This is a genomic window from Massilia sp. 2TAF26 (genome assembly GCF_052115005.1).
Classification (GTDB): domain Bacteria; phylum Pseudomonadota; class Gammaproteobacteria; order Burkholderiales; family Burkholderiaceae_D; genus Telluria.
On sequence record NZ_JBFRFV010000009.1, the window covers coordinates 154,902 to 174,956 of the forward strand.

Sequence of the window (20,055 nt, forward strand, 5' to 3'; positions counted from 1 at the left end):
GGCTCATGATCCCAAGAACCGGCATGCCGCGGCGCAGCGTTGACGAACGTAAACGAAAGAAGATGCCCGCCGGCGCAGCCTTCAGCGCGCCACGATCAGGCGCAGGCCGAGTGAGATGAAGATGGCGCCGGCAAGCCGGTCCATCCACATGCCGGCGCGCGGGCGGCGCGTCAGCCAGGTGCCGACCGTGCCGGAGAAGAAGCCCAGCAGGCCGAACAGGACTGCGGCCTGCGCCGTGAACGTCAGGCCGAGCAGGGCGGTCTGCAGGTTGGCGTCGCCGCGCTGGGCCACCACGAACTGCGGCAGGAAGGACAGGAAAAACAGCGCCACCTTCGGATTGATGGCGTTCGCGAACACGCCGCGGAAGAACAGGGTGCGCGCGGATTCGGTCACACCCTCGGCGCGGCTGGCGGCGGCGCCGCCGCGGCTGCGGATGGCGTTGAAACCCATCCATGCCAGGTAGAGGCCGCCGCATACCTTCAAGGTCGTGAAGGCCAGCGGCGAGGCTGCGATCAGGGCACTGACACCGATCACCGCGAGCAGGGTATGGCTCAGGCAGCCGAGCGCGCAGCCGAGGCCGAAGGCCATCCCGCGCATGCGGCCCTTGGCCATGCCGATGCCGAGGACCATCATATTGTCGGGCCCCGGAGACAGGGTCAAAAGGATGGCGGCGGCCAGGAAAGCGAGCAATTGTTCGGGTGTCAGCATGCGCGCATCTTACACTTCGTTGACATAGTGCACTAGTCCCGGTCCAAGGTTGCGCCACTGGGCGGCCTCGATGGTGTACAGTGGCAATTTTGCAACATCTGTTAATTCTTTCCACTGCATGCGACCAAGCAAACGCCACCGGCCAGTCCGCCACGCCACCGAGAGGCTGCTGGGCACCCTGCTTGCGGGCGGCTGGGCGGCGGGACTCAGCTATCGCCTGGGCGGTCACGGCAGCCTGGGCGTGAGCCGCTACGAGCTCGAGCTGGGACCCGAGCGGCGGCTGCCGCGTCCCTTGAAGATCGGCTTCGCCTCGGATTTCCACGCCGGCCCGACCACCCATCCGGCCTTGTTCGACGTGCTGCTGGAGCGGATTCGGCACGAAGGTCCGGACGTGCTGCTGCTGGGCGGCGACTATATTTCCTTCGACGCCGCCAACATCGGCCAGCTGCGCGGCTTCCTGCGGCAAGCGACGGCGCCGCTCGGCACCTATGCCGTGCTGGGCAACCACGACGTCTGGAACGGCAGCGCCGAGGTGGCCGCGGTGCTGGCCGAGGCCGGCATCGAGGTGCTGGTCAACCGGAATATCGCGCTGCCGGCGCCTTTCGGGTCGGTCAGCATCTGCGGCATCGACGATCCGTGGACCGGCGCGCCTTCGGCCGGGGCCACCTTCGCCGGCGCCGGCCCGGTGCGGATCTATCTGATGCATTCCCCGGACGGCCTGTGGTGCCTGCAAGGCCAGCGTTTCGACCTCGGTTTTGCCGGCCACACCCACGGCGGGCAGGTGGTACGCCGCAATGGCGAACCGCTGAAGCGTCCCAGCGGTCCCTATTCGCGGGAATACGGCCATGGACGCTTCGAGATCGCGGGCAACGGCCCCCTGTTCGTCAGCCGCGGCATCGGCTGCGCCGGCATTCCGTTGCGCGTTCGCGCCGATCCGGAGCTCGTCATCTGCACTTTGCGCTAAAAATTCTTCCCGAATTAACCGTTTTTCGGGCAAGGGCGTACTCTATCGATTGATTTTTGAGTAATATGGCGTGCCGCTTACGCTGCTGCCGAGCGGCAACCATGCCCGCGGAGGAGACATCCAATATAAAAGGGCCTGGGGACTATCTACTATCGATTGGAGAATGCAGTGAGTCTTTTTAGAACCAAGAATCTCGACCACATGGTCGCCGCCGCGGGCAAGCCCAGCGGACTGAAGAAGGTGCTGGGCCCCTTCGACCTGATCCTGATGGGGATCGGGGCGATCGTCGGTACCGGTATCTTCGTGCTGACCGGCACCGGCGCCCTGACCGCCGGTCCGGCACTGACGCTGTCCTTCGTCGTCTCGGCCATCGCCTGCGGTTTCGCCGCCCTCTGCTATGCCGAGTTCGCATCGACGGTGCCGGTGGCCGGTTCGATCTATACCTACAGCTATGTGGTGCTGGGCGAACTGGTGGCCTGGATGATCGGTTGGGACTTGCTGCTGGAATACGGCCTGGCGACCTCGGCGGTGTCGGTTGGCTGGTCGGGCTATTTCCAATCCCTGATCGGCGGCTTCGGCATCGAGATTCCGAAAGCCTTGTCGGCGGCACCGGGCGCGCTGCCCGGCGTCAGCACCATCATGAACCTGCCGGCGCTGCTGATCATGCTGGTGCTGACCGCCATGCTGTCCTGGGGCGTGCGTGAGTCGGCCCGCGTCAACAACGTGATGGTCGTCATCAAGATCTCGGTCGTGCTGCTGTTTATCCTGGTCGGCTTCAAGCACGTGACCCCGGCCAACTGGCATCCCTTCATGCCCTTCGGCGTGTCGGGTGTGATGAGTGCCGCCGCCGTGGTGTTCTTCGCCTTCATCGGCTTCGACGCCGTGACCTCGGCCGCCGAGGAAGTCAAGAACCCGACCCGCGACCTGCCGATCGGCATCATCGGTTCGCTGGCCATCTGCACCATCCTGTATGTGATCGTGTCGGCCATCATGACCGGCATCGTGCCGTTCAAGCTGTTCGAAGGCATCGACCACCCGGTCTCGCTGGCCCTGCAGCACGCCGGCGAAAACTGGTTCGCCGGCTTCGTCGACCTCGGCGCCATCCTCGGCATGACCACCGTCATCCTGGTGATGGCCTTCGGCCAGACCCGTATCGTGTACGCGATGTCGCGCGACGGCCTGCTGCCGGCCAAGCTGTCGACCGTGCATCCGAAATTCGGCACCCCGTTCTTCGCGACCTGGGTGGTCGGCATCCTGTTCGGCCTGATCGCTGCCTTCGTGCCGCTGAACGTGCTGGCCGAGCTGGTCAACATCGGCACCCTGGCCGCCTTCTGCCTGGTATCGGTGGCCGTGATCGTGCTGCGCAAGAAGCGTCCGGACCTGAAGCGCGCCTTCCGCTGCCCGGGCGTGCCGGTGATTCCGGCGATCGCCGTGATCTTCTGCCTGGCGCTGATGAGCTTCCTGAGCCTCATCACCTGGATCGCCTTCGGGATCTGGCTGGCGATCGGCCTGCTGGTCTACTTCGGCTACGCACGCAGCCGTTCTCTGCTGCATGGCGTGACCCAGTAAGGGGCAGCGCCATCCTTTAGTATTGCCCGATCGGGGCGCCGCGGCTCCTGCTGCGGCGCCCCGATCGCTTTCCGAAGTTCCTTTTGGAAATTCGTGAAATTTTTGTAATCCCTGTCCGACATTCAGGTAAGCCGACAACCGATTACGTGCGCGCCGGGCGCTACGGATAATCTTGGTAGAACATTTACCAATAGATTGTCTATGACCACCACCTATGCCATGGAGTCGCCCGAGCTGGAATCCGCGCCACGAGCGCGGGCAGGCCAGGCGCTTGCAAGCTCGAAAGCCCTGTATTTCTCCCTCCTGGACAAGCCGGAGGCGGCCGCCGCCAGGTCGCGCGACTACCTGCAGGCCCAGATCGAGGCCGCGCGCCTGGAACCCTGCGACCTGCCGGACGGCTTGTGGGAGCTGCCCGGCTGGATCCAGGGCCGCGCCGAATCGGCGGGCATCGCCTATCGCGAATACCTGAGCGCCCGCAAGAACGGCGCGCCGCGCCGCTACTTCGGCAGCAAATCGCATGCGCTGTACTTCCTGAAGGGCGTCGCGCCGACCAAGCTGGTCGACGGCGCCTGGCTCTACGGTACCCTGCCGCGCTGGGAAAATCCGGATTTCCACCCCCTCATCAAGACCTATCTCGAAGAGCTGGGCGACGGCGCGCCCGACAAGAACCACGTGACCCTGTACCGCCGCTTGCTGGCCACCCATGGCTGCGAGCATTGGGAAAGCCTGTCGGAAAGCCATTTCGTGCAGGGCGCGATCCAGCTGGCCCTGGCCTGCAACGCCGACCGCTTCCTGCCCGAGGTCGTGGGCTACAACCTCGGCTACGAGCAGCTGCCGCTGCACCTGCTGATCACGTCCTACGAGCTGAACGAACTGGGCATCGACCCGTATTACTTCACCTTGCACGTTACCGTCGACAACGCCGGCAGCGGCCATGCGCACAAGGCGGTGCAGGCGCTCCGTCACCTGATGGCGCAGTCCGGCGACCCGGCCGACTTCTTCCGCCGCGTGCTGGACGGCTACCGGCTGAACGAACTCGGCGCCTGCACCACCTCGGTGATCGCCGCCTTCGATCTGGAAGCGGAGCTGGTCGAGATCTTCACGGCCAAGGCCGCGGTCGGCCGCAACATGCATTCGGATTACTGCCGCGTCGCCGGCCGCTCGATCAACGACTGGCTCGGCGAGCCCAGGCAGATCCCGGCCTTCCTGGCGGCGCTGGAAAGCGCCGGCTGGATCAAGCGCGGCGAGGACGTCGAGAACAGCCGCTTCTGGCGCCTGATCCAGGGCGAACGCGCCGAGATGTTCGGCGTCTTCACCAGCTACGAACAGCAGGTGCTGCGCGACTGGATCCAGACCCCGCGCGATGCCGACGCCTCCCAGCGCACCACGCGCGTGCTGAGCCACCGCGCGCGCCAGCGCACCCTCGACACCCTGACCCAGCACGCCGGCAAGAGCGGCTATCCGGAGCGCGGCCTGATCCGCCGCCATGCGGCCGGCGCCCTGCAGGGCGATGCCGAGTTGCGCGAACTGGAAGAGAAGGTAGCCGGCGCCGCTTCCAAGCCGGAAGCGATGGCCATGCTGGCGCGCCTGATGTCGCCGTCCGTGCATCACACGGCCATCGGCCTGATGGCGACCCGCATGTATTCGCAACTGCTGGACGCATAGCGGCAAGGGCAGGACGGAAGCAAGACCCGACGGCGCGGAAGGGATGCCTCTCTTCCGCGCCGCCGTGCGATCAGCCTTACAAGGACCTACACGTGCAAATTCTCGAACAACGATTCCTGCGTGGCCCGAACATCCATGCGGATACCCCCTGCCTGCTGTCCGTGCTCGACCTCGGCGACCTGTACGGCGTCTCCACGCGCGACATCCCGCGGTTCAGCGAAGCCCTGCTGAACCTGCTGCCTTCGCTGGCCGAGCACCTGGTGCCGATCGGCCAGCCGGGCGGCTTCGCCCAGCGCCTGCGCGAGGGCACCTACCTGGCGCGCGTGGTCGAACACGTGACCCTCGGCCTGCAATGCCTGGCCGGCGCTCCGGCCAGCTTCGGCCGCACCCGCCCGGTGGCCGGCACACCTGGCCAGTACCGGGTGGTGTGCGCCTACCAGATCGAGAAGGTGGCGCAGCCGGCCTTCCAGCTGGCGGTGGACATCGTCGACGCGCTGGCCCACGGCCATGACTTCAACGACCTGGCGGCACGCCTGGAAGAACTGCGCGAGCTGGCCGAGCACTACGCGATCGGCACCAGTACCGCCGCCGTGCTGGCGGCCGCCCACGAGCGCGGCATCCCGGTCCAGCGCATCACCGAGGACGCCAACCTGTTCCAGCTCGGCTGGGGCGTCAAGCAGAAGCGCATCCAGGCCACCATCACCGGCGACACCAGCAATATCGCGGTGCGCATCGCCGGCGACAAGCAGCTCACCAAGCAGCTCTTGACGGAAGCCGGCGTGCCGGTGCCGGAAGGCGAGACCGTCGACACCATCGACGACGCCCTGCGCGTGGCGCGCAAGCTGGCGGTGCCGGTCACCGTCAAGCCGCTCGACGCCAACCAGGGCAAGGGCGTGACGGTCGACTGCCGCACGCCGGAAGAAGTCGAGCAGGCCTATGCCTTCGCCCGCAAGTTCGGACGCCGCATCATCGTCGAACGCAGCATCGAAGGCCGCGACTACCGCGTGTTCGTGGCCGCCGGCCGCGTCGCCGCGGCTTCCTGCCGCCGTCCGGCCCATGTGGTGGGCGACGGCCGGCACACGATTCGCGAGCTGGTCGAGATCGAGAACCGCAACCCGGCGCGCGGCGCGGGGCACACCAACATCCTGACCCGGATCGCGCTCGACGCGCATGCCGAGGACGTCCTGCGCAAACAGGGCCAAGCGCCGGATACCATCCCCGCCGAGGGTGTGGCGGTCGAGCTGCGCGGGAATGCCAACCTGTCGACCGGCGGTACCGCCGAGGACGTGACCGAGCTGCTGCCGGAATCGACGCGCCAGATCTGCGTGCGCGCAGCAGGCAAGATTGGCCTGGACGTGGCCGGCATCGACATCGTCTGCCGCGACATCAGCCAGCCGCTGGCGGCCCAGGGCGGCGCCGTGATCGAAGTGAACGCCGCGCCGGGCATCCGCATGCACCAGTATCCGAGCAGCGGCGAGCCGCGCGACGCCGGCGGCGCGATCGTCGAAGGCCTGATGGGCAACTCGGACGGCCGCATCCCGATCATCGCCTGCACCGGCACCAACGGCAAGACCACCACCACGCTGCTGATCGCCCACGCCACGCGCCTGGCCGGGCGCGTGACCGGCGCCACCACCACCCACGGTGTCTACATCGACGGCAAGCAGATCACCAAGGGCGACTGCACCGGCTACTGGTCGGCGCGCACCGTGCTGGCCGCGCCGGAAGTCGAGATCGCGGTGCTGGAGACGGCACGCGGCGGCATCCTCAAGCGCGGCCTGGCCTTCGACTACTGCGACGTCGGCATCTGCCTGAACGTCTCGCCCGACCACCTGGGCCTGGACGGCGTCGACAGCATCGAAGACCTGGCCCAGGTGAAGGCCGTGGTGCCACTGTCCGCCACCCGCGCCGCCGTGCTGAACGCCGAAGATCCGCTGTGTGTGGCGATGGCGCGCCGCGTGCGCCCCGACGTGGAGCTGGTCTATTTCGCCATGAATCCGGAAGCCCCGGTCTTGCTGCGCCACCTGGAAGAGGGCGGCCGCGCCGCCTATTTGCAGGACAATGCCATCGTGCTCGCCGACGCCAATGTGCACCAGGAGCTGCTGCGGGTCGAGAGCATGCCGATCTCGATGGGCGGCCGCGCGCGCTACAACATCGCCAACGCCCTGGCAGCCAGCGCGGCGCTGATGGCGGCCGGTTTCAGCAACCTGCAGATCGCCACCGGCCTCTCCACCTTCGTCAGCGACGGCAAAACCAACCCGCTGCGCACCAATGTGTTCGAGGTGCGCGGCGTCACCGTGATCGTCGACTACGCCCACAATCCGGCCGCCTACGCCGCCCTGGCCGAGATGGCGCGCTCGCTGCTGCCCGGCCAGCTGGTCGGCATCGTCACCGCACCGGGCGACCGCCGCGACGCCGACCTGCTCGAAGTCGGCCGCGTCTGCGCAGGGCGCTTCGACGAACTCGTGGTCTACGAATCGTCCAGCCGCGGCCGCGCCTACGGCGGCGCCGTCGACCTGATCCTGGAGGGCGCGGAAGAGGTGGTCGGCAAGACCGATACCCTGCACCGCGAGCTGGAGGTGGGGGCGGCGATCCGCCTCGGGATGTCGCTGTGCGGGCGCGGGGACGTGCTGGTGTTTGCCTGCGGGTCCTCGCTGCAGGTGTTCGTGGATGCGATCCGGGAGATGGATCCGGAGAGTGCGGAGCGGATTGCGGGACAGGTGGGGTGAGAGACCTGCGCTGGAACGACGAACGGGCCTCAGGGCCCGTTTTCCATTGGTGGCTTGCTACACTGACTCGGTTTCAATCCGCCGAGCCACCTCCGGCGAAGTCGGCCGTATCGCCTCCAGCAACTCGCTGATATCCGAGCCGCAGCCGAACACCAGCACGTCGCCCTTCTCGCAGCGCGCCAGGCCCGCCCGGATCGCGTCAATCACGTCGAGCTCCACGCGCAGGTGGTCTTCCTCGAACTTCGCCAGGCGGATTCCTTCGGCCAGCCTGGCCGCCACGGCGCCGGCGGCGCGGCCGCGGTTCTCGGTTTCGTAGACCACCAGTGCGTCGAAGCCGGCGGCGCAGGTGGCGCCGATGTCGACCAGGTCGGCGTCGCGGCGGTCGCCCGGGGCGGCCACCACGCCGACCAGGCGGCCCGGCGTCATCGCGCGCGCGGTCTCGGCCAGGGCCGCATAGGCTGCCGTGTTGTGGGCGTAATCGAAGATCACGGTGACGCCGTCGACGTCGAACAGGTTCGAGCGCAGCGGGTTGTGCTTCCAGTCGGAGACGAAGCTGCGCAGGCCGTCGGCGATCTCCAGGTTCCCGAAGCCGCTTGCCGCCAGTGCCGCGACGGCCGCCAGGCTGTTGGCGATGTTGTAGCGGGCCGCGCCCTTCAGCGTGACGGGCATCTGGCGCACGTCGACGATGGCCTCGTGACGGGCGCCGTTGGCCATCACGATGGTATTGTCTTCCAGGTAGACCGCGCGGCCGCCGTGGTCAAGGTGGCGCAGCAGGCAGGGGTTGTCGGCGTCCAGCGAGAAGTAGAGCAGTTCGACGCCGTCCGCCAGGGTCGCGGCCATCGCCACGCAATGGTCGTCCTCGGCGTTCAGCACCACCGCGCGCGAGGCGCGCTGGGCCACCACGGCCTTGACTTTGGCGAGCTCCTCGACCGAGTCGATGCCGTCCAGGCCCAGGTGGTCCGCCGACACGTTCAGCACCACCGACACATCGCATCGGTCGTAGGCCAGGCCGCGCTTGAGGATGCCGCCGCGCGCCGTCTCCAGCACCGCGAAGTCGACGTCCGGCGAGCTCAGGACGCTGCGCGCCGAGCAGTAGCCGGTGCAATCGCCCTTGACGATCCGCTGGCCGTCGACGAACACGCCTTCGGTGGTGGCGGCCCCGGCGCGCAGGCCTGCCATGCGGACGGCGTGGGCGATCAGCAGGGTGGTCGTGGTCTTGCCGTTGGTGCCGGTGACGGCCACCACGGGAATGCGGCCGTCGTCTTCGCCGAACAGGGCCTCGACGATGGCGGCGCCGGCGTCGCGCGGCGTGCCCCGGCTCGGATACTGGTGCATGCGGATGCCTGGCGCCGCGTTCACTTCGATGATGCCGCCGCGCTGCTCGCGCAGCGGTTGCGAAATATCCTCGCACACGATGTCGATGCCGGCCACGTCGAGGCCGATGGTGCGGGCGGCGCGGATGCAGATGTCGCGGGTCTCTTCCGGCAGCAGGTCGGTCACGTCCTCGGCGGTGCCGCCGGTGGAGAGATTCGCGTTGCCGCGCAGTTCGACACAGGTGTCTTCCGCCGGTACCGAATCAAGATCATAGCCCTGCCTCGCCAATATCTGGAGGGCGATCTCGTCGAGCGGGATGTTGGTCAGGATGTTGGTGTGACCGTCGCCGCGCGCGGGGTTGCGGTTCTCGATCTCGACCAGCTCCCGGATGGAATGCACGCCGTCGCCGGTCACGTGCGGCGGGCGGCGCCAGGACGCGGCCGCGATCTTGCTGCCGGTGACCAGCACGCGGTAGTCGCGCCCGCGCAGGAATTCCTCGACGATCACGCGGCGGCCATGTCTGCGCGCGAACTCGAAGGCGCGCTCGACTTCTTCCGGCGTGGCGCAGGCCGTGGTCACGCCCTTGCCCTGGTTGGCATCGAGCGGTTTCACGGTAACGCTGCCACCGTTCCTGCACAGCCTGTGCGCCACGCGCTGGGCCTCGGCCAGGGTGCTGACGGTGTCGCCGGCCGGGACCGGGCAGCCGGCCTGGTCGAGGAGCAGCTTGGTGAGCTGCTTGTCGCTGGCGATGCCGACCGCGATGTTATTGGTGGCGCCGGTGATGGTCGCCTGCAGGCGCTTCTGCCTGCTGCCCCAGCCCAGCTGGAACAGGTTCGCCTGGTCGGTCAGGCGCAGGCTCGGGATGCCGCGCTTGCGGGCGGCGTCGACCACGGCGCCGGTACTGGTGCCGATTGCGTAGTCTTGCGCGATTTCCTGCAGTTCCTTCAGTGCGGCGCCGAGCTCGTATTCCTGGTGCGCGGCGACCGCGCGTATCAGCTCGCGGGCAGTGCGCAGGGCGGCGCCGGCAAGCTGTTCGATGGTATAGCCGCAGACCACACGCAGTTTTTCCGCTTGCGCGGGAACAGGCATGCTGGCGCTGAAACCGGAGGCGGCGCCAGCCAGTCGTTGCAGCTCCATCATCACCGGCTCCAGGGCTTCGGCGGGAGAGGCGCAGTCGGCCAGGCGGGCTGCCGCTTCGGGGCATATGCCGGGCAGCAGGGCCAGCAAGCGGGCCCCGAGGCCAGCGGTGTGGGAATGCTTGCCATCTTCGCCGGTGTCGACGACGGCCATCAGGCAGGGTGTGGCGGCGTACAGATTGGGGCCGCGCAAAAAGCGTTGTTCGATGATTCTCATGAGAGCGGATTCGGTTTAGTTACATTTTCCAGAAACTCGAGCAGCGGACGGGGAATGCGCTGTTCCTCGTCCTCGTCGTCGTCGTCCGGCAGGCGGAACTTGCTGCCCGCCGGTAGCAGGTGCAGGCGTACGTCGATCAGTTCGGGGGTCTCGTGGTCCGAGATCTCGGCGATATTGGTGCTCATGTTGCGGCCGTCGACGATGGTGACCGCGCCTTCGCCCAGTACTTCGATGCCGACCCCGCGTTCGATGATCAGGGCGGTATCCTCGTCGATCCCGATACCCAGCAAATACGGATTCTGGGCCACCACCGACAGCAGGCGCGAGAGACGCTGGCGCTCCGAGAAGTGCTGGTCGACGACGACCCTGTGCAGGAAGCCGAGGCCGGCGCCCAGGCTCACCGAGCCCTTCTCGGGGTGCAGTTCGGCGCGGCCCTGGGCCAGCATGTGGCCCGACATCGCCGAGGCGCCGGCGCTGGTGCCGCCGATGCAGGCGCCGCGCAGCTTGAGGGCGGCATGCATCTCGGTGTCGAGGGCGGTGCCGCCGATGATGGCCAGCAGGCGCTTCTGGTCGCCGCCGGTCATGAAGATGCCGGTGGCGTCGCGGATGTCCTTGATGTGCTCGTGGTCGTTGGCGCTCTGGCGGCTCTGCAGGTGCAGGTGTACGCGGTTCTTCACGCCGAGTTCGCCGAAGGCCTGGTCATAGATTTCCCACATTTCGCCGGCGACCGAGCTGGCGGCCGAGATCACGACGATCTTCGCGTCCTTGCCCCCCGCAAGCTCGACGAATCTGCACAGGATTTCCTTGTCGTGCTGGCGGTCTTCATGACCGCCGATGATCACCAGATGGCCGTGGCTTTCGCGCACCTGGCGCTCCTGTTCCTGTTGTTGCGGCGTTTGTTCTCGTGGCGTCATGGGTTCGCTGCTTCCCGGTTCTTGATGCTCAGTTGCCGATTCGTGCCCGCGGCATGTCGCGGTTGCTGAAGGCGCCGGCTTCGGTGCGGCTGACCGCGATCAGGCCGACGTCGACGTCCTTGTCGAACAGTTCGATACCGCGCCTGAGTGCCTGCTCGAGCGGCATGCCGTCCTCGATCCAGGTGTAGACGCGGTGCGCCAGCAGGTGGCGCACGATGTATTCGCCGATGCCGGTGGCGGCTACCGCCCCGGCCGGGCCGGCGTAGAAACCGCTGCCGACGATGGGGGTATCGCCCACGCGGCCCAGCAGCGAAGGGGCCGAGCCGCCGGTGGAGGCGGCCACGCCGAAGTGGCCGTCGGGCGCGCGCACCACGGCGCCGACAGTGTCGCAGGCGGCGCCCGGCGGCAGGTCCGGCGCGCTCCGGTAGTTCCAGAAGCGCAGGAAGGCCTGGTTGTCGACCCCAGGCATGGCCGGGGCGGTCCCGGCCAGGGCCTCGCGCACCTGGCGGTGCTGTTCGCGCTGGTGTTCGGAGATCGTGTTCCAGAGCGGATGGCGGATGGCGGCGGCGAAGCGGTCGGCGCCGTCGCCGGCCAGGAACCAGTGCGGGGTATCGGCCACCGCGCGCGCCAGCAGCACCGGGTTCTCGATGCCGCGCACGCAGGCGACCGCACCCAGGCGGCCGCGGGTATCCATCACCGATGCATCCATCTCGACGGTCTCGCCGTCCAGGCACAGCACCGAACCGCGGCCGGCGTTGAAACGGCCGTCATCCTCGAGGACGGTGACGGCGGCGATGGCGGCTTCGAGTGCATCGCCGCTGATGCCGAGCTCTTCGACGGCGCGCTGGGCGGCGCGCTCGCAACCGTCCTTGTATTCGGGCTTGCCGCCGGCGCCGCCGTGGACGACGATGGCATGGCTTCCTTGGCTTAGGGACATTCTTCTTCTCCAAAATGATGCAATGCCGCGCTAGGCTTCAGCGCGGCATTCGAATGTGCACATTATGCAAATGATGCCGAAATTGAAACATCGGTGCCGGGGCCGTGTGAATGTAAGAGCCCGCTGACAAGGATTCGTGAAGACGGACAGGAAGGGATCAGTGCAGGGCGGAAACCTGGCGCAGGGCCTGGCGCAGTTCGCGGGCGACCTGGCGGCGCTTGGCTTCATTGACGAAGCGGCCCACTTCGATCCGCACGCCGCGCGACTCGAGGGTGATCAGGGGGCGCCGGGCGCCGGCGGGCGGCAGCTCGGTGGGCGGCAGGACGCGCGTCCGGAGCGGATCGAGGCGCGCCTGGCTGCGGACGTTCGCCTGCACGCATTCGATCAGCAGGCAGCTGGTGGACAGGGAGATGCGTTCGCGGTCGAGGGCGTGGCGGGCATACAGGACCAGGGCCAGGCCCACGCAGGCCAGTTCGAGCAGCGAGAAGGCCAGCACGATCCAGACCCCGCGCAGGAAGAAGGCGAGGGCGACGGCCAGCGAGATGGTGCACAGCACGGCATAGGCGCGCGCCACCTGGCGGGGCGTCATCGAACAATTGCGCTGCAGTGTCCACTCGAACCACATTCATTTCACCATCGGCGGCGTCTCGAAGGTATGGAAGGGTGCCGGGCTGGGCACCGTCCACTCCAGCCCTTCCGCGCCATCCCAGGGCCTGGCAGGCGCCGGTGCAGCGAATTCCAGAAGTGAAACCTGGCGCGCCACTCGTTGACCATATGCCCGGTCCACTTCGGCACCCGGTAATAATAGCCGGAGAACATGCAAAACAGCGATCCGGCTACCAGCACGTAGTGGAAATGGCCGACCACGTAATAGGTGTCCCGGACCTGGATGTCGATCGGCGCGACCGACAGGATCAGCCCGGAAAGGCCGCCGATCGTGAACACCCACAGGAAGCCGGCCGCGAACAGCATCGCCGGCTCGAAGGTGAGCGAGCCCTTCCACATGGTCGCGACCCAGTTGAACACCTTCACCCCGGTCGGGTTCGCGACCAGCATGGTGGCGTACATGAAGAACAGCTGGGCCGTGACCGGCATCCCGGTGGTGAACATGTGGTGGGCCCAGACGATGAAGGAGATGATGGCGATCGCCGCCGTGGCGTAGACCATCGAGGCATGGCCGGACAGGGGCTTGCGCGAGAAGTCCGGAATGACCTGGGAAGTGATCCCGGAGCCGGGCAGGATCATGATGCAGACCTCGGGATGGCCGAAGAACCGGAATACGTGCTGGAACATCAGCGGACCGCCGCCGCCGGCCGCGATGAAGAGGGTGGTGCCGAGGCAGGCGGTGATCAGCCAGGTCCAGCAGCACACCGGCAGCGCGCACGATCGCAGCGTGTGGCGGGCTTGATACATCCGGCGCCCGATTGCGGCTTGTGGAACTTCCGCGGCGGCGGGAGACTCGCCGGCCCCGGCCGAGTTCTGGTAACATCTCGCCCCTTCCCTTGCTCCTCTTCCAGATAGGCTTCCATGGCGAACGCTTGCGGCGTCGATTTCGGCACCTCCAATTCCACCGTCGGCTGGGTCCGCCCCGGCCATCCCAGCCTGCTGGCCCTCGAGGACGGCAAGCCGACCCTGCCGTCGGTCGTGTTCTTCAATGCCGACGACGAACAGGTGCGCTACGGCCGCGCCGCCCTGGCCGACTACCTGGAGGGCTACGAGGGCCGCCTGATGCGCTCGCTGAAAAGCCTGCTCGGCACCAGCCTGATGGATGGCCAGACCGAAGTCGCCGGGCGCGCCTTGCCATTCCGTCAACTGCTGTCCCATTTCATCGGCGAGCTGCGCCGTCGCGCCCAGCAGCAGGCCGGGCGCGAATTCACCAGCGCCGTGTTCGGCCGCCCGGTGTACTTCGTCGACGACGATCCGCAGGCCGACCGCCTGGCCGAGGACACCCTGGCCGAGATCGCGCGCGCGGCCGGTTTCCGCGAGATCGGCTTCCAGTACGAACCGATCGCCGCCGCCTTCGACTACGAATCGCGCATCGAGAAGGAAGAACTGGTGCTGATCGCCGACATCGGCGGCGGCACCTCGGACTTCTCGCTGGTGCGCCTCGGCCCGGACCGCGCAGGCCGCATCGAGCGCCGCGACGACATCCTCGCCACCGGCGGCGTGCACATCGGCGGCACCGACTTCGATAAATACCTGAGCCTGGCCTCGGTGATGCCGCTGCTGGGCTACGGCAGCGCGCTGGTTTCTGGTGCGCCGGTGCCGTCCAGTTATTATTTCAACCTGGCGACCTGGCACACGATCAACCAGGCCTATACCCGCAAGAGCATCGCCCAGCTCGACGACCTGGCGCGCGACGCCGCCGAGCCGGCCAAGCTGGGCCGGCTGCGCAATCTGATCGACGAGCGCGCCGGCCACTGGCTGGCGATGCGCGTCGAGGACGCCAAGATCGGCCTGTCGGCCACGCCGCTGGTCGAGCTCGACCTGGACCGCTTGTCGCCGCCCGAACGCCTGCAGGTGGAGCGCGCGGTGTTCGAGGCGGCCATCGCGGGCCTGGTCGACCAGGTCGGCGCCACCGTGCAGCGCCTGCTGGGCGAGGCCGGGGTGGCCGCGGACCAGGTCGACACGGTGTTCTTTACCGGCGGCTCGAGCGGGGTCGCGGCCCTGCGTGAACGGATTGCCGCCATCGTCCCCGAGGCGAGGCGCGTCGAGGGCGACCTGTTCGGCAGCATCGGCGCAGGCCTGGCCATCGACGCCGCCCGTAAATTCGGTTAAGTGAAAGCCCAACTCTGAAAGACCACCATGTTTGAACGCCCGATCGTCATGCTCGACTTCGAGACCACCGGCCTCTCGCCGGAGGGCGGCGACCGTATCACCGAGGTTGCCGCGCTGCGCATTGCCGGCGGCGAGATCGTCGACCGCTATGTGTCGCTGGTGAATTGCGGGGTTCGCATTCCGCCCTTCATCACCTCGCTCACCGGCATCACCCAGCAGATGGTCGACACGGCCCCGCTCGCCGAAGACGTGGTGCCGGAACTGATCGAATTCATCGGCGGCGACACGCTGGCGGCCCACAACGCCAGCTTCGACGAGAAATTCCTCAAGGCCGAAGGCGCGCGCCTGGGCCACGCCTGCCGCCATGCGGGGCTGGTGTGCTCGGTCAAGCTGTCGCGGCGGGTGCTGCCGGGCATGTCCAGCTACAAGCTCGGCGAACTGGCGCGGTCCCTCGGGATCGCCTTCCGCGGCACCGCCCACCGCGCCGAGGCCGACGCCGAAGTGGCGGCCCGCCTGCTGCTGCACATCGGCCGCCGCCTGGGCGAATCCTACGGGCTGGCGCCGGTGGCGCCCGAACTGCTGGTCGAGATCAATCGCCTCTCGGCAGCCAGGGTGCATGGCTACATCGGCGATTATGCTGCAGCGCGCAAAAGAGCGCGCTGAGCTGTCGAAGGGGTCGCCCGCTAGCCTGTGTGCGAACCCAACAGTTTGTCTCGTCACAATGGCTGCTTCATCAGATCGGCGTGATTTCCGCAACGGTTGCGCTGGCTCTGTCTAGTTGCCGATTTTTCCGGATTTTTTTCCGTGTCGAACGGTCGCCCGTCTGTGCCAGATCAAGCCCGTCGGATTCCTCATAGTTAAACTTTTGGCAATTCTTGCGGCGCTGCCATGAAGCGGCGCCGAGGCTTTCCTGTCCGATTTTTCCTGGAGCGAGCATGCAGCAGTCTGACGTCTCACCGGAGAATTCCGTGCTGGCCTGGTTCGCCCGCGCGGCCGAGCGCGGCGACCCCTATGCGCAATTCAACCTTGGGCTGATCTACAAGAATGGCGACGGCGTGACCCGCGACGACGCCTGCGCGGCCGGATGGCTGCGCCGTGCGGCCGAGCGCGGCCTGGCCTTCGCCCAGAACCATCTCGGCTCGATGGTTTACCAAGGGCGCGGGGTGCCGCAGTCGGACGCCCAGGCGGTCGGCTGGTTCGCGCTGGCGGCCGAGCAGGGCGATCCCTCTGCCCAGCAAAACCTCGGCGACATGATGCGCCGCGGCCGCGGCGTGGCGCGCAGCCCGGAGCTGGCGCTGGTCTGGTACCAGCGCGCAGCCGCCCAGAACCTGCCCAGCGCCCAGCACCTGCTCGGCGAATGCTATCTGCGCGGCGAAGGCACGGCCGTCAACTACCCGCTGGCCGCGGCCTGGCTGCGCAAGGCAGCCCTGGGCAAGCATGCGCCGGCCGAGGTGGCGCTGGGCATGATGCTGCGGCGCGGCCAGGGCATGGCCGCCAACGATGCCGAAGCCGTGTACTGGTTCCGGCGTGCGGCCGGGCGCGGCGATCCTGCCGCCCAGCGCCTGCTGGGCCTGTGCTATCTCGAAGGCGTGGGCGTGCCGCGCGACGCCAAGGCGGCCCGGCCCTGGCTGCACTGCGCCGCCATCCAGGGCGATGCCGAAGCCCAGTTCAGCCTGGCCCTGCTGCTGGCCGGCGGCCGCGGCGGCCCCTGCGACCAGGCCGAGGCGCTGACCCTGACCACCCGCGCTGCCAAGCAGGGCCACGTGCTGGCCCAGTACAACCTCGGCAATATGTATGCGCACGGCCGCGGCGTACCGGCCGACATACGCCAGGCCTTCTACTGGTACCGGCTGGCTGCCGGGCAGGGCGCCGCGAATGCCCAGTTCACGCTGGGCGTGATGTATGCGAACGGCCAGGGTGTCCACCGCGACGAGGTGCTGGCGGTCGAATGGTACCGGCGCGCCGCCGAACAGGGCGATGCCAGCGCCCAGAACAATCTCGGCGTCATGTACGCCACCGGGCAGGGCGTCGGACAGGACGATGCCGAAGCCGTGCGCTGGTATGCCCTGGCCGCCGAACAGGGCCACGCGCTGGCCCAGTACAACCTGGGCGGCATGTACAACAGCGGCCGCGGCGTGCCGCGCGACAGCGTGCGCTCCTACATGTGGATGTTGCTGGCGGCCGATGCCGGCGACCCGGCGGCCAGCGCCAACAAGGCCATCGTCGCCCGCCGTCTCTCGCCCCGCGAAATCGAGGACGCCCAGGACCTCAGCCGGCAATGGCATGCACGCACGCTGGCGCGCGACGAACAGCGCACCGTATGAGTGGACCTGACGAGGTAGGATGTGCATGCTGCACTAAGGATATTTGTCGGATGGACAATTCGCGCTATCATGCCCAACGGCATGAGCCACTTCCTCCACCGTCAAGTCAATTAGAAAAAGCATGCATATGAGACAAGTCACCCTCGCCGCCGCCGTCGCGGCCGCCTTCTTCTCGTTCGGTGCCGCTCCGGCCATGGCCGCTCCGACCTGCGACACCAGCGGCAGTCCGCTGAACTATCCGGTCGCAAAGAAAGTCGACCAGACCGACGATTACCACGGCACCAGGGTCGCCGACCCTTACCGCTGGCTGGAAGACGCGAACAGCGCCGAGACCAAAGCCTGGGTCGAGGCCGAGAACAAGGTGACCCAGTCCTACCTGGCGCAGATCCCGCAGCGCGAAGCCATCCGACAGCGCCTGACCCAGCTCTGGAACTACGAGCGCTACAGCGTGCCGTTCAAGGAAGGCGGCCGCTACTTTTTCAGCCGTAACGACGGCCTGCAGAACCAGTCGGTGCTGTACACCATGAAATCGCTGAAGGATACGCCGCGCCTGCTGCTGGATCCGAACACCCTGGCCGCCGACGGTACCGTCGCCCTGGCGGGAACGGCGGTAAGCCCGGATGGCAAGCTGCTGGCTTACTCGACGGCGGCATCGGGTTCGGACTGGAACGAGATCCGCGTGCGCGACGTCGACACCGGCAAGGACCTGGAAGACCACATCCAGTGGGTCAAGTTCTCCAGCACCGCCTGGACCAAGGACGGCAAGGGTTTCTTCTACAGCCGCTACGACGAGCCGAAGGAAGCCACCAAGCTGGCCGACGTGAACTATTTCCAGAAGCTCTACTACCACAAGCTGGGCACCCCGCAGAGTGCCGACGTGCTGGTCTATGACCGTCCGGACGAGAAGGAATGGGGCTTCCACGCCGAGACCACCGACGACGGCCGCTATCTGCTGATCCAGGCGACCAAGGGCACGGCCCATAAATACCGGATCTTCTACAAGGATTTAGCCAAGCCGGATGGCAAGGTCATGCCGCTGATCGACAACTTCGAAGCCGCTTACGACTTCATCGACAACGTCGGCCCGGTGTTCTACTTCGCCACCGACCGCAATGCGCCGCGCAAGCGCATCGTCGCGATCGACGTCAACAGGCCCCAGGAAGCGAACTGGAAGACCGTGGTGCCGGAAAGCCAGCAGACCCTGGTGTCCAGCCACATGGTCAACAAGCAGCTGATCAACGAATACCTGGCCGATGCGCAAAGCCGGGTCAGGATCACCGACCTGAAGGGCAAGCAGGTGCGCGAGATCGCCCTGCCGGGCATCGGTTCGGTGTCGGGCTTCGGCGGCAAGCAGGGCGATACCGAGACTTTCTTCTCCTTCACCGGCTTCACCACCCCGACCACGATCTACCGCGTCGACATGAAGAGCGGCGCCTCGACCGTGTTCCGCCAGCCGAAGGTGGCCTTCAATCCGGCCGACTACGAAACCCGCCAGCAGTTCTATACCAGCCGCGATGGCACGAAGGTCCCGATGTTCATCGTCTCGAAGAAGGGCCTGAAGCTGGACGGCAGCAACCCGACCTACCTGTATGGCTATGGCGGCTTCAATATCTCGATGACCCCGGGCTTCTCGCCGGCCAACCTGGCCTGGATGGAGATGGGCGGCGTTTACGTGGTCGCCAACCTGCGCGGCGGCGGCGAGTACGGCGAAGCCTGGCACGAAGCCGGCACCAAGCTGAATAAGCAGAACGTGTTCGACGACTTCATCGGCGCGGCCGAGTGGCTGGTCAACAACAAGGTGACGTCGCCCAGCAAGCTGGCGATCGGCGGTGGCAGCAATGGCGGCCTGCTGGTGGGCGCGGCGATGACCCAGCGTCCGGAACTCTTCGGCGCGGCGATCCCGCAGGTGGGCGTGATGGACATGCTGCGCTTCCACAAGTTCACGATCGGCTGGGCCTGGACCTCGGACTACGGCTCGTCGGAAAACGCGGACGAGTTCAAGGCCCTGGTGAAATATTCGCCGCTACACAACCTGAAACCGGGTACCTGCTATCCGGCGACGATGATCACCACGGCCGACCATGACGACCGCGTGGTGCCGGCGCACAGCTTCAAGTTCGCCGCCACCGCCCAGGCCGACCAGGCCGGGGGCAATCCGATCATCATCCGCATCGATACCAAGGCCGGCCACGGTGCGGGCAAGCCGACCAGCAAGCAGATCGAAGAGGTGGCGGATCGCTGGGGCTTCCTGACCCGTGCGCTGAAGATGAATGAGGCGCAGACGGTGGCGGGCGGTTCGGAGTAAAAGCCTGTCCTCGATGGCGCACCCCGGCGGTGCGCCATCTTCTTAAGGAGTCACGATGTTTCGTTACTGTTACCGGGCCGCTTCGGGCACCTTTCTTTGTCTTGCCCTCATCTCATCCGGTCTCGTGTCCGCGGACGAGCCCGCGCCCGGCAGCGCGCATTGGATTGAAGTGGAGGGCGGCGCGTGGGTGGTGCCGCCGGCGGTCGTCGCGGGCATGGCGGCGGCCCTGCAGGCGGAAGCCGACCGCCATTGGGGCACGGGGCGGCGCAGACCGCTGGGAGATTACACGATCCAGTACCAGGGGCAGCGCAAGGATGGGCAGCGTTCGATACGCCTGGGCGGCGCCTGCAGCTCGCAAGGCGTCAAGGCCGAAGCGTTGAGAAAGCGCTTCCAGGTCGTGTTTGATGGCGGCACCTGTTTCTTCGACGCGAACTACGACCCGGAAGCAGGGCGCTTCCTCGACTTCGCATTCCACGGCTACGCCTGAGCCGGCGC

The 20,055-nt window shown here is 67.1% G+C and carries 15 protein-coding genes and 1 pseudogene; 9 read left to right on the plus strand and 7 right to left on the minus strand.

The genetic code is table 11. The features are described 5' to 3' along the window. Positions 1-81: 81 nt before the first annotated feature. Entirely contained in the window at positions 82-708 is a 627-nt protein-coding gene (locus AB4Z32_RS12165; RefSeq protein ID WP_442122104.1) for a LysE family translocator, read from the minus strand. 118 nt (positions 709-826) lie between these two features. On the opposite strand from AB4Z32_RS12165, the gene AB4Z32_RS12170 reads away from it, so the two are divergent. The 4 genes from AB4Z32_RS12170 to cphA (AB4Z32_RS12185) all read left to right on the plus strand — a co-directional run bounded on the left by AB4Z32_RS12170 (position 827) and on the right by cphA (AB4Z32_RS12185) (position 7,635). After that, complete coding sequence (locus AB4Z32_RS12170; RefSeq protein WP_442122105.1) at positions 827-1,672, plus strand: metallophosphoesterase; 846 nt, start codon at positions 827-829, stop codon at positions 1,670-1,672. Between the two features lie 168 nt (positions 1,673-1,840). Then, on the plus strand, positions 1,841-3,241 hold the full coding sequence (locus AB4Z32_RS12175; protein ID WP_442122106.1) for an amino acid permease: 1,401 nt from the start codon (positions 1,841-1,843) through the stop codon (positions 3,239-3,241). Between the two features lie 201 nt (positions 3,242-3,442). Continuing rightward, positions 3,443-4,906 (plus strand): iron-containing redox enzyme family protein, encoded by a 1,464-nt coding sequence (locus AB4Z32_RS12180; RefSeq protein ID WP_442122107.1) that lies wholly within the window; start codon positions 3,443-3,445, stop codon positions 4,904-4,906. Between the two features lie 92 nt (positions 4,907-4,998). Next, on the plus strand, positions 4,999-7,635 hold the full coding sequence (cphA, locus tag AB4Z32_RS12185) for a cyanophycin synthetase (RefSeq protein ID WP_442122108.1): 2,637 nt from the start codon (positions 4,999-5,001) through the stop codon (positions 7,633-7,635). A 57-nt stretch (positions 7,636-7,692) separates the two neighbouring features. On the opposite strand, the gene cphA (AB4Z32_RS12190) is transcribed toward cphA (AB4Z32_RS12185), so the two are convergent. The 5 genes and pseudogenes from cphA (AB4Z32_RS12190) to AB4Z32_RS12210 all read right to left on the minus strand — a co-directional run. After that, complete coding sequence (gene cphA, locus AB4Z32_RS12190) at positions 7,693-10,302, minus strand: cyanophycin synthetase (protein WP_442122109.1); 2,610 nt, start codon at positions 10,300-10,302, stop codon at positions 7,693-7,695. Next, the gene (locus AB4Z32_RS12195; RefSeq protein ID WP_442122110.1) at positions 10,299-11,216 is read right to left on the minus strand and encodes a cyanophycinase; all 918 of its coding nucleotides are present in this window, start codon (positions 11,214-11,216) and stop codon (positions 10,299-10,301) included. The genes cphA (AB4Z32_RS12190) and AB4Z32_RS12195 overlap by 4 nt, the downstream gene beginning before the upstream one ends. Before the next feature lie 28 nt (positions 11,217-11,244). Continuing rightward, on the minus strand, positions 11,245-12,153 hold the full coding sequence (locus AB4Z32_RS12200; RefSeq protein WP_442122111.1) for an isoaspartyl peptidase/L-asparaginase: 909 nt from the start codon (positions 12,151-12,153) through the stop codon (positions 11,245-11,247). Positions 12,154-12,310: 157 nt separating this feature from the next. Further along, positions 12,311-12,742 carry a DUF2244 domain-containing protein gene (locus tag AB4Z32_RS12205; protein WP_442122112.1) on the minus strand — a complete coding sequence of 144 codons (432 nt, stop codon included), beginning with the start codon at positions 12,740-12,742 and terminating at the stop codon, positions 12,311-12,313. A gap of 36 nt (positions 12,743-12,778) precedes the next feature. Continuing rightward, positions 12,779-13,530 (minus strand): annotated as a pseudogene (locus AB4Z32_RS12210) (cbb3-type cytochrome c oxidase subunit I); the annotation flags it as partial. A 150-nt stretch (positions 13,531-13,680) separates the two neighbouring features. Between AB4Z32_RS12210 and AB4Z32_RS12215 the strand changes: the two are divergent. Both AB4Z32_RS12215 and AB4Z32_RS12220 read left to right on the plus strand, forming a co-directional pair. Continuing rightward, positions 13,681-14,931, plus strand: coding sequence for an Hsp70 family protein (locus AB4Z32_RS12215; protein WP_442122113.1), 1,251 nt, complete (start codon positions 13,681-13,683; stop codon positions 14,929-14,931). Positions 14,932-14,958: 27 nt separating this feature from the next. Beyond that, positions 14,959-15,594 carry a 3'-5' exonuclease gene (locus tag AB4Z32_RS12220; RefSeq protein ID WP_442122114.1) on the plus strand — a complete coding sequence of 212 codons (636 nt, stop codon included), beginning with the start codon at positions 14,959-14,961 and terminating at the stop codon, positions 15,592-15,594. A gap of 70 nt (positions 15,595-15,664) precedes the next feature. On the opposite strand, the gene AB4Z32_RS12225 is transcribed toward AB4Z32_RS12220, so the two are convergent. Further along, positions 15,665-15,868, minus strand: coding sequence for a hypothetical protein (locus AB4Z32_RS12225; RefSeq protein ID WP_442122115.1), 204 nt, complete (start codon positions 15,866-15,868; stop codon positions 15,665-15,667). On the opposite strand from AB4Z32_RS12225, the gene AB4Z32_RS12230 reads away from it, so the two are divergent. The 3 genes from AB4Z32_RS12230 to AB4Z32_RS12240 all read left to right on the plus strand — a co-directional run bounded on the left by AB4Z32_RS12230 (position 15,867) and on the right by AB4Z32_RS12240 (position 20,047). Continuing rightward, a complete protein-coding gene (locus tag AB4Z32_RS12230; protein WP_442122116.1) occupies positions 15,867-17,255 on the plus strand; it encodes a tetratricopeptide repeat protein in 1,389 nt (462 codons plus the stop codon). The two genes, AB4Z32_RS12225 and AB4Z32_RS12230, sit on opposite strands and share 2 nt — an antisense overlap. A 121-nt stretch (positions 17,256-17,376) precedes the next feature. Continuing rightward, on the plus strand, positions 17,377-19,560 hold the full coding sequence (locus tag AB4Z32_RS12235; RefSeq protein WP_442122117.1) for a prolyl oligopeptidase family serine peptidase: 2,184 nt from the start codon (positions 17,377-17,379) through the stop codon (positions 19,558-19,560). Between the two features lie 55 nt (positions 19,561-19,615). Continuing rightward, a complete protein-coding gene (locus AB4Z32_RS12240; protein ID WP_442122118.1) occupies positions 19,616-20,047 on the plus strand; it encodes a hypothetical protein in 432 nt (143 codons plus the stop codon). Positions 20,048-20,055: the final 8 nt, after the last annotated feature.